The 16,394-nt window shown below is 58.1% G+C and carries 11 protein-coding genes; 2 read left to right on the forward strand and 9 right to left on the reverse strand.

Features of this window, described 5'->3' with window-relative positions; genetic code table 11:
- Positions 1-10: 10 nt before the first annotated feature.
- The 3 genes from ACR0J5_RS00510 to ACR0J5_RS00520 all read right to left on the reverse strand — a co-directional run bounded on the left by ACR0J5_RS00510 (position 11) and on the right by ACR0J5_RS00520 (position 3,406).
- Positions 11-877, reverse strand: coding sequence for a carbohydrate ABC transporter permease (locus ACR0J5_RS00510; RefSeq protein WP_480649903.1), 867 nt, complete (start codon positions 875-877; stop codon positions 11-13).
- Between the two features lie 106 nt (positions 878-983).
- Complete coding sequence (locus ACR0J5_RS00515) at positions 984-2,285, reverse strand: ABC transporter substrate-binding protein (RefSeq protein WP_480649904.1); 1,302 nt, start codon at positions 2,283-2,285, stop codon at positions 984-986.
- Between the two features lie 95 nt (positions 2,286-2,380).
- Positions 2,381-3,406: a LacI family DNA-binding transcriptional regulator gene (locus ACR0J5_RS00520; RefSeq protein WP_480649905.1), complete on the reverse strand. Its 1,026-nt coding sequence runs from the start codon at positions 3,404-3,406 to the stop codon at positions 2,381-2,383.
- Between the two features lie 120 nt (positions 3,407-3,526).
- Between ACR0J5_RS00520 and xylB the strand changes: the two genes are divergently transcribed.
- Together xylB and ACR0J5_RS00530 are read left to right on the forward strand one after the other, a co-directional pair.
- Positions 3,527-4,963: a xylulokinase gene (gene xylB, locus ACR0J5_RS00525; protein ID WP_480649906.1), complete on the forward strand. Its 1,437-nt coding sequence runs from the start codon at positions 3,527-3,529 to the stop codon at positions 4,961-4,963.
- Between the two features lie 141 nt (positions 4,964-5,104).
- Entirely contained in the window at positions 5,105-6,559 is a 1,455-nt protein-coding gene (locus ACR0J5_RS00530; protein WP_480649907.1) for a DUF1963 domain-containing protein, read from the forward strand.
- Positions 6,560-6,619: 60 nt separating this feature from the next.
- Here ACR0J5_RS00530 and ACR0J5_RS00535 read toward each other — a convergent pair whose 3' ends face one another.
- From ACR0J5_RS00535 to ACR0J5_RS00560, 6 genes are all read right to left on the reverse strand, one after another.
- A complete protein-coding gene (locus ACR0J5_RS00535) occupies positions 6,620-9,271 on the reverse strand; it encodes a molybdopterin-dependent oxidoreductase (protein WP_480649908.1) in 2,652 nt (883 codons plus the stop codon).
- Positions 9,271-9,603 (reverse strand): nitrite reductase small subunit NirD, encoded by a 333-nt coding sequence (gene nirD / locus ACR0J5_RS00540; protein WP_480649909.1) that lies wholly within the window; start codon positions 9,601-9,603, stop codon positions 9,271-9,273. Before nirD ends, ACR0J5_RS00535 begins: the two co-directional genes overlap by 1 nt.
- On the reverse strand, positions 9,600-12,035 hold the full coding sequence (nirB, locus tag ACR0J5_RS00545) for a nitrite reductase large subunit NirB (protein ID WP_480649910.1): 2,436 nt from the start codon (positions 12,033-12,035) through the stop codon (positions 9,600-9,602). The genes nirD and nirB overlap by 4 nt, the downstream gene beginning before the upstream one ends.
- Positions 12,036-12,039: 4 nt before the next feature.
- The gene (locus tag ACR0J5_RS00550) at positions 12,040-13,719 is read right to left on the reverse strand and encodes an ABC transporter ATP-binding protein (RefSeq protein ID WP_480649911.1); all 1,680 of its coding nucleotides are present in this window, start codon (positions 13,717-13,719) and stop codon (positions 12,040-12,042) included.
- 5 nt (positions 13,720-13,724) lie between these two features.
- The gene (locus ACR0J5_RS00555) at positions 13,725-14,807 is read right to left on the reverse strand and encodes an ABC transporter permease (protein ID WP_480649912.1); all 1,083 of its coding nucleotides are present in this window, start codon (positions 14,805-14,807) and stop codon (positions 13,725-13,727) included.
- A 72-nt stretch (positions 14,808-14,879) separates the two neighbouring features.
- Positions 14,880-16,244: a CmpA/NrtA family ABC transporter substrate-binding protein gene (locus ACR0J5_RS00560; RefSeq protein WP_480649913.1), complete on the reverse strand. Its 1,365-nt coding sequence runs from the start codon at positions 16,242-16,244 to the stop codon at positions 14,880-14,882.
- Positions 16,245-16,394 lie beyond the last annotated feature (150 nt).

Genomic DNA, 16,394 nt, shown 5'->3' on the forward strand with positions numbered 1-16,394 from the left:
GTTTACCTCCTCACGCGTCCAGGTTCTTGCCGACGATGCGCATCAGGAAGATCGCAACGATATTGGCAAGGATGATGGCGTAGACACCTCCGGCTGATCCAAGGCCGACATTCTGGCTTTCCAGCACGCGCTGGAAGATCAGGTAGGTGAGTGTACGGGTGCCGAACGCGCCGCCGGTGGTCACGAAGATCTCGGCGAAGATCGACAACAGGAAGATCGTCTGGATCAGGATCACGATGGTAATCGCACGGCTGAGATGCGGCAGCACGATGTGATAGAAGCGTTTCAGCGGGGGCGCGCCATCCATCTCGGCCGCTTCCAGCTGTTCACTGTCCAGCGATTGGATCGCGGTCAGCAGGATCAGCGTCGCGAAGGGCAGCCACTGCCATGAGACGATCATGATGATCGAGGTCATCGACGCCTCGGACAGCCAGGAGATCGGCTCGGCCCCGAAAAAACGCCACAGATGGGCCAGCAGGCCATTCACCGGATCCATGAACATGTTCTTCCAAACCAGCGCGGATACGGTGGGCATGACAAAGAACGGGGCAATTACAAGGATGCGCACGACGCCCTGACCCCACATCGGCTGGTCCAGCAGCATTGCCAGAAGAATGCCCAGAACGACCGTAATGACCAGTACGCCGCCGACAATCACCAGCGTCGCCTGTACGGCAGGCCAGAACGAACTGGAGGACACGAAACGGACGTAGTTGTCGAACCCGACCCAGCCCAGATCGCCACCGCGCAGCGGCAGGTATTTCTTGAAGGAAAAATACAGCGTCATCGTCAGCGGTACCAGCATCCAGCCAAGCAAAAGGACCACAGCAGGTGCCATCATCAGGCGCGCAACGGATCGGGAGTGTTGAGTTGCCATAACGCAAACCCTCTCTTTTCAGGCGTAGCTTAGCCTGCGAGAAAAACGCGAGTCGTGGAAGGGTGGGGCGGGGGCAGATCGCTGCCCACCCGCCGGGGAGGAGGCCTTAGTACCCTGCGGCTTCCATTTCTTCGGCTGTGAAAGCCTGCGCTTTGGCCAGCGCTTCCTCAACCGTTTGCTGTCCGGCATAGACGGCCGAGAATTCCTGGCTGACCTGCGTCGCAATACCTGCAAATTCCGGGATCGCCGCGAACTGGATGCCAACATATGGCACCGGTTTCACCGTTGGGTTGTTCGGATCAGCTGACAGGATCGAATCCAGCGTCTTCTGGGCGAACGGAACCTTCAGGTATTCGGGGTTCTCATACAGAGAGGTCCGCGCACCCGGTGGCACATTGGCCCAGCCCTCATTTTCGGCAACCAGTTCGATATAGTCTTTCGAGGTCGCCCATTCGATGAACTGCTTGGCCGCGTCTTCCTGCTGGGTTCCGGCCGGAACCGCCAGCGCCCAGGCCCACAGCCAGTTGGACCGTTTGCCCAGACCGGTATCCGGTGCCAGCGCAAATCCAACGCTATCCGCAACCGTTGAGTCCTCGGGGTTGGTCACGAATGACGCCGCAACCGTCGCGTCAATCCACATGCCGCATTTACCCTGCTGGAACAGCGACAGGTTTTCGTTGAACCCGTTGGTCGCATAGCCTGCCGGACCGGATTCGTTCATCATTTCGACGTAGAAGTTCAGCGTATCGGCCCATTCGGGCTGGTCGAATTGCGGTTTCCAGTCCTCATCAAACCAGCGCGCGCCGAACGAGTTCGACATGGCCGTGATAAACGCCCCGCCTTCACCCCATCCGGCCTTGCCGCGCAGGCAGATGCCGTTGATGTCATTGTCGCGGTCCGTCATGGCCGCTGCGGCCTCTTTGATGAACTGCCACGAGGGCGCGTCAGGCATTTCCATGCCCGCCTTGTCCATCAGGTCGGTGCGATACATGATCATCGAGCTTTCGCCGTAGAACGGTGCTGCATACAGCGTGCCTTCGTGGCTGAGGCCCCCTGCCATCGCGGGCAGGATGTCATCGACATCGTATTCCTCGGACATGCCGTCCAGTGGCACCAGCCAGCCATTCGCGCCCCAGATCGGCGTCTCGTACATGCCGATGGTCATGATGTCGAACTGGCCGCCTTTGGTGGTGATGTCGGTGGTCACGCGCTGGCGCAGCACGTTTTCTTCCAGCGTCACCCATTCCACATCAATGCCGGTCGCTTCGGTGAATTTGTCCGTATAGCCCTGCATCCGGATCATGTCGCCGTTGTTTACGGTGGCGATCGTTATGGATTGCGCATGGGCTGCTGCCGTGGCGACGAATGTCAATGCAGTCGCCGCACGAAGTGCGTGTTTCAGATACATCCCTGTCCTCCCTGAGCTTGGATGTCGTGCAGAGAGACTAGGATTTAAATTGTCGCGGCGTCAATAAAAACTTTACGCGCGTTAAAAAATGAAAGTCACGCAGAATCCCGCAACACCAACCGCGCAGGGAAAAGGGTCTCTGTCCGGGATGAGAGTTTCCCACCGTTTTCAATAAGTTCGAAAAGGGTTTCGACACTTCGTGCGGCTACATTGTCATAGTCATGCGCGGCGGTGGTCAGAGACGGGCATGTAAACTTGGCAAACGGGTGGTCGTCATTTGAGGCGACGCGAAGTGTGCAACCTTCTCTGCGCCCGACCCGAATCCCCTGTTCGTAACACGCCGCAAGAAAGCCGATTGCAAGACGATCGTTGCTGCACAAGACCGAGTCTGTCTTCAGCCCCCGCTCGTCCAGCACTTTCAGGGCGCCCCTGTGGCCGATCTCTTCAAACGCCCAGCCCTTGCCATCGACCTTGATGATATGAGGTTCGAACCCCAGGCGTTCCATAACGTCGATATACGCCTTTCTGCGCTTGTTGGCATTTGGGTTCGCCGGTGTGCGCATCTCAAAGAAAGAGGGGGGTTCGCCCGTCCGGGTCATGTATTCGACGGTCCGGGACACAAAGCTGAAATTGTCTGATCCGATGAATGCGGCCCCCAGTCCATCCAGGTTACTGTCAAACAGGACGGTCGGCACATTGGCGCAGAATTTTTCAATTGCCGATCGGTCCGAAATCCGCCCCAGAGGGGCCAACAGAACGCCTGCGGGTTTCAGAGATTGCAGCCCGTCCAGAATGTCGTTCTCGAGCTTTTGTTCGCCATGAGAACTGAAAAGAGACGGGCGATACCCGGCCGCGATACAGCTTTGTTCTAGAAAGCGCGCGATCTCGGCAAAGAATGGGTCGGCAAGGTAGGGTACGACAATACCAATGTTCTTGGTCAGCTTTCTGTTCTGGTTCACCGCATAAATATTCGGGCGATAATCGAACCGTTCCAGGGCCTCTTCGATGCGGGCCCGCGTCGTAGGGCGGACGCTGTCGGGATCGTGAAAGTACTTGGATACCGTGGGCCGCGAGATGCCGCTCAGGGCCGCAAACTCTTCCATATTCTTAATCTTGGTCATGCCGTTCTGCCTGCGGGTTCTGTCCGTCTTGATCTTATCATAGTTTTACATATTCTTTCCGCGCGCTAAAAAATCAATAGCCAGACAAGACACAAGTGTTTGTGTGGGCAAGGGGTTCGAATGTATCTGGGGATCGATATCGGAACGTCGGCGGTCAAGCTTGTCTGTGCGGATACGGATCGCATTCTTGCGACATCATCAACGGGGATGGACACGTCCTCGCCGCAGCCCGGATGGTCCGAGCAGCACCCGGACCTATGGTGGCAAGCGACGCGTGACGCATTGCGTCAGCTTGCGGAACACATCCCACTGTCCGAGGTCAAAGCCATTGGGTTGTCTGGTCAAATGCACGGGGCGGTTTTGCTGGATCGGGATCTGCGGCCGATCCGACCGGCAATCCTGTGGAATGATAGCAGGGCGGCACTCCAATGTGATGACCTGCGCGCCGCCGTGCCGCAGATTGGTCAAATCGCAGGCGTCCTGCCTCTGCCGGGATTTACCGCACCCAAGATTGCCTGGTTGAAGCAAAACGAACCGGATCAGTATGCAAAACTGGCTCATATTCTGCTTCCCAAAGACTACGTCGGCTTGCGGCTGCACGGAGCGCTTGCGACCGATACCTCCGATGCCGCCGGGACATTGTGGCTGGATCAGGCATCGCGGTGTTGGAATGCTGAAATAGCTGAGGCCACGGGGGCGTCGTCCGAGTGGTTGCCGCAGGTTTTCGATGGCCACAGTGTTGTTGGTGCCGTAACCAAACAGGCAGCGTCTGAGACAGGATTAAAACCCGGCGTGCCCGTCGTCGCCGGAGGCGGGGATGCGGCGACCGGAGCAGTGTCGTTGGGGGCTACTGAGCCGGGGCGGGGTTTTATTTCACTTGGAACGTCGGGGCAGCTTTTCGTGGCGGACCGGGTCTACAAACCCAATCCTGAACGCTATGTGCATGCCTTCGCGCATACACTGCCCGACCGTTGGTACCAGATGGCGGCGATGCTGAACGGGGCCAGACCGATTTCCTGGATTGGCGGTCAACTGGGGCTGTCCGCTGCCGAGGTTGTCGCGCTTGCCGAAACAGCGGGTGGGGATCGCGTGCCGATTTTCCTGCCTTATCTGACGGGCGAACGCAGCCCTCTGGGTGATCCGCACATCCGGGCGTGTTTCTTTGGTCTTGAGGATGCGACAACCCGCGCCGATATCTGCCGTTCCGTGGTAGAAGCGGTTGCATTTTGCTTTGCAGATGCCGTGCAAAGCTTTGGCGATACCATGGATAACTTGCCAGAGTTGGCCGCCATCGGAGGAGGTAGCCGATCGGACCTGTTGTTGACGCTTATCGCAACGGTCACCGGAAAACCCATCGTTCGTTCGGATGGCGCAGAATCCGGCCCGGCCTATGGCGCGGCGCGGTTGGCAGCCTTTGGTCGCGGTGCGTTGGGCAGAAATGACCTGGCCGAGCGGCCAGTGACCACAGACAGGTTTGACCCACAGGACGTGCCCGCATTGTCAGAAAGGCTGACGCGATACCGCCGCTTGTATAGTGCAGTTAAGAACGTGAATTGAGCCTTGCGGATCGCTCAGCCAATACCTTGATTCCACGTCTATTTCCTTCGAACACCTCTTGCCACACATGTGTTTTCCCGTGCAGGTTGTTGCAAATGGATCCTTTACTGGTTCTCTGTTTCAACAAGGTAAAGAGGCACAATGCCCGAGCACAACAAGCTGGCTTTGAGACTAAAGCACTTCTTGCAGAAAACACTGGGTCGCAAGTACAGCAGCCCAAGCACCTCTGACACGGGCAGGGATTTCGTTACCGATGCCGCCAAAGGAATAGTGGCGCAAGTTCAGCACGAGTCCAGCTTGCGAACCGCGCGTGGAAAAGAGCCGGTATCCGTCCGCCTTGTTCCACAGGTTCCGGTCAGAGATGTGGATGCTGCGGCGGGTTGGATCGGTGGCGGGGCGTGTTTGCCTGCTGGAACAAGCTGGCCAGTTATCGACTCCCCCACACAGCTTTTGGCCCAGATCAATTGTAGCCAGTTGCCGGACGATCTTTGGCAGGGGTTGGGGCCGCGCGAAGGCTGGCTTGCCATCTTTCTGGATCCGTTAAGCTTTAAGCTGACGGCGCTTCATTTCGAACACGTTGGCCCCTTTCTTCCCTCACCCGAGGTTGATGAGACATGCTATATTCTCGGCATTGATACCAGCCGAAGATCGCCGAACCAAACCTGGCGTTTTGCGCGGTGGCCCGTGGATATTGTCCCCGTTCGGGATGGGCAGGACGATCCGCGATCATCAGGGCGTTGCAAAATCGGCCATGAACGTTACCGGGAGCGGCACGACATCGTTGAAAAACAGCGCGTGCCTTTCGATTGGCCAACAACGCAGATTATGATCACAAAAGCGCTTGCCTTTATCGAACCTAGGGTCGGTTCGGGTGATCTGCCAGATCATTTAAATCCATCGAGTCTGGAACAGAAAAAGCTGCAGATTGAACAAGCCCGAAGAGACGGCGCATCCGAAGAGGAAATCGCCAGAATGTCGCTGGATTACGACGAGGCGCTGGCTATGGTGGCCTCACATGAATTTCGGTCGGAAAATGGCCCGCGCGTTCTCAGCGCGTTGAGGGCGATAAAGGCCAAAGTCGATGCAATTGCCGTGAACGACGTCTTCTCGCAGGAAAAGATCGCGCCGCTCATGACCGAACTGCAGCAACTGACCTGGATGCATATCAAGACACCTCCCTGGACCATGTCCCAGGTGGAACGTTTGAAGGTCGGTATTCAGGCTTTTGAAATCCCTCTCACGACACATGACCCAAAACCGACAAACGGCTGGATTTATGAGTACGAGCAAGAGTTGTTGGATGCAGCAAAAGTCGCTTACTTAAGACGTGACGATGCATTGCCGGACGCGTTAGTCTCGGACTGCGAAGAGGTTTGGAAGGCTCAGGCCCGTCATGAAATGGGGGGGATGGGGCACACGCCTTGGGGCTTTGTTCACGAGTTCAACCCCAGAACTGAGGTTACGTTGCTCGAACTACCATCCAGCGACTTGATCGGTTGGATGTTTGGGGACGTAGAGAGCCTGGTTATCACCATTAAAAAGAGCGCCCTGAAAAGGGGGGATTTTTCAGATTTGCATTTGCAGCTTACGAACTAGCACAGCGAAGATCGAAAAACGTTAACAGGCCCTTCTTTCCCGGCGGCGGGATTGCCCCCCTTAGTCTTGTCGACAATTTTCAGGCTCTCTGTTCAGAGGCTTGGCATGTTTCGAGATCAAATCGGCCAGTTCTGGGCGGCATGAGCCGCAGTTCGTTCCGGCCTGCAGCGCTGCGCCGATCTGGTCCACTGCGATAAGCTGTTGGTTGTGGATGGCCCGGACGATGGATTTAAGTCCCACCTGAAAGCATGAACAGACGATCGGGCCCGCGTCTTGTGACCCGTCGGCTGATCGACCGGACAGGACATGGCCGGGTGGGACGTCGGGCAGGGTGGCAATATAATCCCGCATCAGCGTGACAGGCGTACGCGACACAAAAAGCGCGGCCAATAATTGCTGGTCGTCTGAAAAGGCAATTCGGAACCATCCACGTTCGGTGTCTTCGGCTGAAACCGATGCGGCCCGGGGCAGGCCGAACCATTCACGGGCGCACGCCTCCCAATCTTGGACGGTCTGATAACCGGCAAGTTCCGCTCGGTAGCCCTTTTCCGTTTTGGTCGTCGCCCAGTAGTCTGCTTTTGGCGCAATGGCCGCGGTCGATACTGCAAAACCGTACCATTTCGCTTTCATGGGGCGAATGGCCACGGCGGTTGCCTTGCTTTCCGGTTGGCCCGAGATCGGGTCGGTCACACTTGGGATCAGGGCATCCACGCGCGCACTTGGCGCCGTTTCACCTGTCCAGTGAATCGGCGCAAAGACCTGACCGGGTTTGACGGTGTCTGTGATGCGAATTCGAAAAATACCCTTTCCGACAGCGCTTTGCACTTCGACCAAATCGTCAGGACCAAGGTTCAAACACTGCGCGTCTTTGGGGTGAACCTCGACAAAAGGTTCAGCCAGATGCGCTGACAGGCGAGGCGACTGACCGGATCGGGTCATGGTATGCCATTGATCGCGGTTACGTCCCGTGTTCAACAGCAGCGGGTACCGTTCGGACAAGTCTGCCTTGGCTGGTGTGTAGGTCACGGCCACAAAGCGGGCTTTTCCGTCGGGATGAAAAAATTGCCCATCGCCGAAAAAGCGTTCGCTTTCCGCCTGTGGCGCAACGGGCCAGCGCGTTGGTTCCAGCGCGGCGTATGCGTCATAGTCGATATCCGCAAACCCGGAGATATCGAAATCTCGACCAAAGGATTGTGAAAGGGCTGACAGTCTGGCGTATTCCCGGAATATCTGGGCTGGCGCGCTATAGTCGAAAGCCGTTTCCCACCCCATGCGGCGGCCCACCTCTGCAAGGATGTCCCAGTCTGCACGCGCCTGCCCGGGTTTTGCCAAAACGGCGCGCTGTCGGCTGATCGTGCGATCCGAGTTTGTGACCGTGCCATTTTTTTCCGCCCAGCCCGTCGCCGGAAGAACCACATCGGCAAGGCGTGCGGTGTCGGTGCGAACAGTCAGGTCACTTACGACGGTAAAGGGACAGTTCGAAATTGCGGTCCTTACGCGATCCGCATCGGGCATTGTGACAGCAGGGTTGGTGTGAATAACCCAAAGCGCCTTGATCTTTTGATCTTCGACGGCGCGAAACAGGTCGACGGCTTTCAGCCCCGGTTTGTCTGGCATGGACGGGGCGTTCCAGAATGTCTGAACCGCCTGTCGGTGCGCTTCGTTTTCGATGTCCAGATGGCAGGCCAGCATGTTGGCCAGACCGCCGACTTCTCGCCCGCCCATCGCGTTGGGCTGCCCGGTGACCGAGAAGGGGCTCATCCCGGGGTGCCCGATCCGGCCTGTGGCCAGGTGGCAGTTCAGGATCGCATTTACCTTGTCCGTGCCGGATGACGATTGGTTCACGCCCTGGCTAAAGATCGTCACCACGCGTTGGGTCTTGATCCAGAGGTCGCAGAACGTGTCGATTTCTGCTTGGGTTAACCCCGTGACCTCGGGGTCATCCTGACGCGCCGTTCGCAACGCATCCGAAAACCCGGCGGTCCGTTCCAGAAACTGCCTGTCGAAATGCCCCCCTGCTTGAATCTTGATGAGCAGCTGATTGAACAGGGACACGTCACTGCCGGGGTTCAGCGCCAGATGCATATCCGCCTGATCGCAACTGGCCGTCCGGCGCGGATCGATCACAACTATCTTCGTGCCACGCGCCTGACGCGCCGCCAGAATACGCTGATAGAGAACCGGGTGACACCAGGCGAGGTTCGATCCCACGAGCACAACCAAATCGCACTGATCCAGATCCTCGTAATTTCCCGGTACGGTATCTGTCCCGAAGGCGCGTTTTTGCCCGGCCACCGTTGAGGCCATGCAGAGCCGCGAATTGGTATCGATATTTGCCGAGCCCATGAAGCCTTTCATCAGTTTATTGGCGACATAGTAGTCCTCGGTCAGCAATTGGCCTGAGACGTAAAAGGCAACACTGTCGGGCCCATGAGTTCGGATAGCCGAGGCAAAGCGATCTGCAACCAGTTGCAACGCATTGTCCCAAGTCGTATCCGCGCCAGACACCTTTGGTGCCAGCAAACGGTGATCAAGCCCGACTGTTTCGCCCAAGGCCATGCCTTTTGAACATAAGCGGCCTCGGTTTGCAGGATGTTCGGGGTCACCCCGAACGGCCAATCCACCGGCGCCGTCCGGACGCAGCAGGACACCACAGCCGACACCGCAATAGGCGCAGGTCGATCGAATCTCGGGCAGGCCGGTGCCGTCCATCAGGCGGCGCTCCGCCGTGTCACGGTGCTGTCGTCCAACAGGATGCGACCGTTTTCCAGACGCACGGGGTAAGTTGTGATCTGTCCATCGTCAGCGCCTTGTGCTTTTCCGGTGTTCAGATCAAAGACCCAATTGTGCAAAGGACAGGTCACGGATTGGCCATGCAAGATCCCTTCGGACAGAGGGCCGCCCTTGTGCGGGCAGCTATTGGTTGCTGCGAATATTTCGGCCTCGGCGGTTCGGAAGACGGCGATGCACCCGATATGGGTTTTCACCAGCCGCGCCCCGCGCAGGGGGATATCGTCGATATGCCCGATGTCGATCCAGCTCATTCTGCGGCCTCCAGTGTGAAATCTGCAATTGGCGCGTAGGTCTGCGCCTTGTCCTTGACGTGTTCCGCCCATGGGTCCTTGCGGTAGATGCTTTGCGACAGCTCGAACCGGTCCACCAAAGCGGCACGGTTTTCAAGATCGTCGACGACCTGCACTTTGACCCAGTTCATGCCGACCTTGCCCAACCATTTGTACAGCCGGTCCAAATACTTACCGCCTTCGCGATAGGCTTGTGTGACGGCCATCACCACCTCAATCGCTTCGTCTTCGGTGGGCACCTGACACAGCAATTCGGTTTCGCGCACATCCATCCCGGCGGCCCCGCCAATGCTGATCTGAAAGCCAGAATCCACGCAGACCACGCCAATGTCTTTGCACGTCGCCTCAGCACAGTTGCGCGGGCAGCCCGACACGGCCAGTTTCAGCTTGTGTGGCGTCCATGATCCCCACAGGATTTTCTCAAGCTTGATGCCAAGGCCAGTGCTGTCCTGCGTGCCGAACCGGCAGTGATCGGTGCCGACACAGGTTTTGACCGTGCGCAGGCCCTTGGAATAGGCGTGACCCGAGACCAGGCCGGCATTGTTCAGATCCGACCAGATCGCAGGCAGGTCCTCGCCCTTCACCCCCAACAGGTCGATCCGCTGCCCACCCGTGACCTTGACGGTCGGCACGTCATACTTGTCGGCAGCATTGGCAATGGCGCGCAACTCTTCCGGTGTCGTGATCCCTCCCCACATGCGGGGCACGACACTGAATGTGCCGTCCTTCTGGATGTTTGCGTGTTTGCGTTCGTTGACGAACCGGCTTTGTGGGTCGTCTTGGTATTCCAGTGGCCAATCCGCCAGCAGGTAATAGTTGATCGCCGGACGGCAGACATGGCAGCCGTTGGGCGTGGTCCAGCTGAGTTCCTGCCAGACAGCGGCCTGGCTTTTCAGTTCTTGCCCCTTGATCAGACGACGTACATCCTCATGCGTCAGATCGGTGCAACCGCAGATCGATTGCGCGGCAGGCATTTGAAAGTCGTCGCCCAAAGTGACCTGCAATACCTGTTCCACCAGTCCAGTACAGGTGCCGCAGGACGCACTGGCCTTGGTGCCTGCACGAACCGCGCCCAAATCATTGGCGCCTGCGTTGATCGCCTCGACAATCTCGCCTTTGCATACGCCGTTGCAGCCGCAAATCTCCGCCTCAGGCGGCAATGCTGCAACGGCTGAGAGAGGGTCCGCAGTGTCGCCTCCCTGATAGGCGGGTCCGAAGATCAGCGTCTCACGCATCTCGTCGATGCTGGTGCCGTCCTTGATCAACCCGAAGAACCAGCTGCCATCGGCGGTGTCGCCATACATGACTGCACCAACCAACCGATCCTCTTCGATAACGAGGCGCTTGTAGACGCCGCGCGAAGGGTCGCGAAACACGATATCTTCACGCCCCGGCCCGTCAGCGAAATCGCCGGCACTGAACAGATCGCAGCCCGTGACCTTCAGCTTGGTCGAGAGGGTTTTCCGCGCGAATGCGGAGTCTTCTTCCAACAGAGCACGCGCCGCCACTTTCGCTTGATCGTAGAGCGGAGCGACGAGGCCAAAGATCTCTCCGCCATGTTCGACGCATTCACCCACGGCATAGACATCCGGGTCCGAAGTCAGCATTTGATCGTCCACATGGATGCCGCGACCGGTGGCTAGCCCGGCCTCATGCGCCAGCGCCGTGTTGGGACGGATACCCACCGCCATAACCAACAGGTCACAGGGCAGTTCGGTCCCGTCATCCAGCAGCAGAGCGCGAACCTTGCCATCTTGCCCCAGAACTTCCTTGGAATTCGCCTGTAGGCAGATCTTGATGCCTTTGTCTTCCAGCGATTTCTTCAGCAAGTAGCCTGCGGCCTCGTCCAACTGACGCTCCATCAGGTGGCCCATGATATGCACCACCGTAACGTCAACGCCATGGGCGGCCATGCCTGCTGCGGCCTCAAGCCCCAGTAAACCGCCGCCGATCACGACCACCTTGTTGTCAGGCCCCATGCCCATCATCCGCTGGGTGTCTTCCAGATCACGATAGGCAATCACACCGTCCAACTCGTGACCGGGCAGAGGGATCATGAATGGGTCAGACCCGGTCGCAATCACCAGCTTGTCGTAGGGAACGTGACCGTTCTCACCCTCGACCACCTTCATGTCGCGGTCTATCTTCGCGACCTTTTCACCAAAGCGACAGGCGATGCCGCGCTCGGCATACCAGGCGTCGTCATGGGTGACGATCTCTTCATAGGTTTTCTCACCCGACAGAACCGGGCTCAGCATGATGCGGTTGTAGTTCCCGCGCGGCTCGGCGTTGAACAGGGTGATGTCGAACGCATCGGGCGCGACGTCGGTCAGGTGTTCCAGCACCCGACCCGAGGCCATTCCTGCGCCAATGACGACCAGTTTTTGTTTCATGGGTTCACTCCGCTGCAATCGCCTTTGGGGCGGGTGTTTTTGGCTTGGCGCCGTGTTCGTATTCTTCAAGGAAATCGAGGACTTCCTGCCGGTAGGCATAGTAATCCGGGTGCTCCAACAACGCCTTACGGGTCCGCGGACGCGGAAGGTCGACCTTGGTGATCTTGCCGATGGTCGCCTGCGGGCCGTTGGTCATCATCACCACGCGGTCGGCCAGCAGGATCGCCTCATCCACATCATGGGTCACGCAAATCGCGGTAACCTTGGTGCGGGACCAGACCTCCATCAGCACTTCCTGCAATTCCCAGCGTGTGAGGCTGTCGAGCATCCCGAAGGGTTCGTCCAGCAGCAATAGCTTAGGAGACAGAGCAAAGGCGCGGGCGATGCCGACGCGTTGTTTCATCCCGTTCGATAGATCAGAGGCGGATTTATCCATCGCATCGGCCAGACCGACGCGTTCCAGATAATACTCCACCACATCCTGACGCTCGGCCATGCTGGCCTTGGGGTAAACCTTGTCGACTCCAATCGCGACGTTTTCCTTGGCGGTGAGCCATGGAAACAGGTTGGGCGATTGGAACACCACAGCGCGTTCCGGATCGGCTCCTTCGACGTGACGACCATCCAGCTTGATCGCGCCTTTCGAGATATCGTTCAGCCCGGCCGCCATGGTCAGAACCGTGGACTTGCCGCAGCCCGAATGGCCGATCAGCGAGATGAACTCACCCTTGTCGATCTTCAGGTCAAAGTCCTCGACCACGGTCAGTGGACCTTTGGGTGTCGGGTAGACCTTGTGCAGTTGTGAGAAGTCGAGGAAACGGCTCTCAATCATCCCTCTTTGGGCCTCGGCCACCGCTGTCGGCACGCCGTGGATCGGGGTAACATCCGGCAGGATGCGCGAGCCTTCGACCTTGGCCTCAATCCCCACATCCATCAGGTATTTGGTGACATCTGCGCGCAGGCGTTTGAACGTCTCGTCGTTGTTCATCGCCCCCCGCTCGCGCGGGCGCGGGATCGACACGCGGAACTCTTGTCCCAATGTCCCGTCAGGGTTCAGTGCAATGATACGGTCGGCCAGAATGATCGCCTCATCAACGTCATTGGTGATGAGGACGCAGGTCTTTTTGTCGGCCTCCCAGATATGTTCGATCTCATCCGCCAGATTGGCGCGCGTCAGTGCGTCCAATGCCGACAGAGGCTCATCCAGCAACAAAACCTCGGGGTTCATAGACAATGCGCGCGCTACGTTGACCCGTTGGCGCATCCCACCCGACAATTCCGCCGGGCGGCGCATTGCGGCGTGGCTAAGGCCCACCATCTTGACGTAATGCGCCACTTTCTCAGCTTTCTCGGTCTTGCTGAGGCTCGGGAAAACCGTATCCACCGCCAGACCCACGTTGCCGCTGACCGTCAGCCACGGCATCAGCGAATAGTTCTGAAAGATCACGCCACGTTCCGGTCCGGGGCCTTTGATCGGGGCGCCTTTGAAAGTGACCTCTCCGCTAGTCGGGGTATCCAGTCCTGCCATCAGGTTGATCAGGGTGGTTTTGCCGGTGCCGGAAAAGCCGAGGATGACCAGAAACTCACCCTCTTGCACATCCAGATCGATGCCTTTCAGCACATCCGCGCGTGCAGTGCCTTCGCCAAAGGATTTCGAGGCGTTTTTGAAACTTAGTATGCTCATCACGCTCACCGGTTGTTGGTAAAGGTAAACAGGGATTGCAGCGCATACATCACCCGGTCCAGCAGGAAGCCGATGATGCCGATGGTGAAGACCGCAACCATGATCTTGGCGAGCGAACTGGACGAGCCGTTCTGGAACTCATCCCAGACGAATTTGCCCAGACCGGGGTTTTGCGCCAGCATTTCCGCTGCGATCAGAACCATCCAGCCGACACCCAGCGACAGGCGCAAACCGGTAAAGATCAGCGGCAGGGCCGAGGGCAGCACCAGCTTGGTGATCTTGGTGTAGGTGTTCATCTTCAACACCTTGGACACGTTCACCAGATCCTTGTCGATCGAGGCAACACCCAGCGACGTGTTGATCAATGTCGGCCACAGCGAACACAGGGTCACCGTGATGGCCGAGATCAGAAAGGACTTGGCGAACCAGCCGTCATTGGTCACGTAAACGGCTGAGACGATCATTGTCACAATCGGCAACCATGCAAGCGGCGAGACGGGTTTGAAGATCTGGATCAGCGGATTCAACGCGGCGTTAGCGGTCGGCGACAGGCCGGCAGCGATCCCAAGAGGAACGGCCACGACAGTCGCGATCAGAAAGCCGAAGAATACGGTTTTGATCGACGTCCAGATTTGCTGGTAGTAGGTCGGAGCCCCGGTAAAAGCGACGTCTTTCACCTTTTCGGGCTGGCCGGCATCTATGAATTTCTGATTGCGCTTTTCAACCATCGCCTCGAACTTGGCGCGTTTGGCGGCCTTCGCCTTGGCGTCTTCGTTCAGGCTGACCATTTCGCTCCAAACCTGCGCAGGGCCGGGAACCGCACCCAGCGAGGTTTGCACTTTGGGCGCCAGTGTCGCCCAGAGCAGCAGGAAGGCGCAGATTGACAACAGGGGAACGATCAGCAACCGCCAAATCTCGGTCATCTGTGCGCGCGGGTTATCCCCGGCGGCAGCCTTCAGGACGGGCGTGGCCCAGCTGAGGCCCAGAACCTGAAACCATTTGTCGGCGGTATTGATACGGGTGAAAAGGCGGGCGCGACGTTCTTCTTTGGCGGCGTCTGCGTTGAATTCGGGATCGACCGTTGTCATTTGTTGTGTCCTTGCGATGGCGGGGCACTTGTGGCGCCACGCCCGACCGCAGCCGGGCGTAGCGGTTCCGGGTTAGCCTTGTACGTCCGAACCGACGATCTTCTGTTCGCCCTTCAAACCGATGGACAGGCTTTCGAGATAGGCGTTGGGGGTGCGGCCGTCATAAGCGATGCCGTCGATGATATCCTCGGCCGGCGTCGGGGCTTTGTAGCCGTCGCTGTCCCAGGGGAAATCGGCCTCATTCGCCAGGCCTTCATCGACCAGCAGGCGGGCGGCTTCCAGATAGATATCGGGTTTGTAGACGGACTTGGCGACCTCATCATACCAGCTGTCGGGCTTGGCATCCGCGATCTGGCCCCAGCGGCGCATCTGCGTCAGGTACCAGACAGCGTCCGAATAGAACGGGTAGGTGGCGTTATAGCGAAAGAACACGTTGAAATCGGGAACTTCGCGTTTGTCGCCCTTTTCGTATTCGAACGTACCCGTCATCGAATTGGCGATAACGTCATAGTCCGCGCCCACATATTCCGGACGGCTGAGGATTTCGACCGCTTCGGGGCGGTTGGCGTTATCGTTTTCATCCAGCCATTGTGCTGCGCGGATCAGCGCCTTGGTCACGGCCAGAGTGGTGTTCGGATATTCTTCGGCAAACTCCACGGTGATGCCAAACACCTTCTCGGGATTGTTCTTCCACAGCTCATAATCGGTGATGACCGGAACGCCGATGCCCTTGAACACGGCCTGCTGGTTCCACGGCTCACCCACGCAATAGCCATAGATCGTACCGGCCTCCAACGTCGCGGGCATTTGCGGCGGCGGGGTCACGGACAGGAACACATCCGCGCCGATCTGACCGGTCACGTTTTCAGGGCTGTAGTAGCCCGGGTGCAGACCACCTGCGGCCAGCCAATAGCGCAGTTCGTAGTTATGCGTGGAAACCGGAAAGACCATGCCCATGTTGAACGGCTTGCCTTCGGATTTGTATTTCTCAACAACCGGAGCCAAGGCTTCGGCGCTGATCGGGTGCTGTGGGCGACCATCTTCCATCACCGGGATGTTGGGCTTCATCTCTTCCCAGATTTCGTTTGAGACGGTGATGCCGTTGCCGTTCAGGTCCATCGAAAAGGGCGTGATGATATGTGCCTCGGTCCCGTATCCGATGGTTGCGGCCAAAGGCTGCCCGGCCAGCATATGTGCGCCGTCCAGCTGCCCGTCGATCACACCATCCAGCAGCACTTTCCAATTGGCCTGCGCCTCAAGCGTCACGAACAGACCTTCGTCCAGAAAATACCCCTGCTCATAGGCCACGGCCAGCGGGGCCATATCTGTCAGCTTGATAAAGCCAAAGGTCAGTTCGTCTTTTTCCAGCTCCAGTTCAGCAAAAGCCGGAGAAGCAAGCGCCGTGGTTGCAGCAAGGCTCAGAAGTAGCTTTTTCATCTCGATCCCTTTCGGTTCAGCCCAACCTTGTGGGCAAACAAAAAAGCCGCCGACACACACCGCCGGGAGGAGTTGGCGGTTGGTCGAGCGGCTTTGCTCTTGTCAGATGCCCGGGATTGCGGGCGAATTCCTTCGGTGGGCGTCGTTGCC

The organism is Ruegeria sp. BE1 (genome assembly GCF_056538885.1).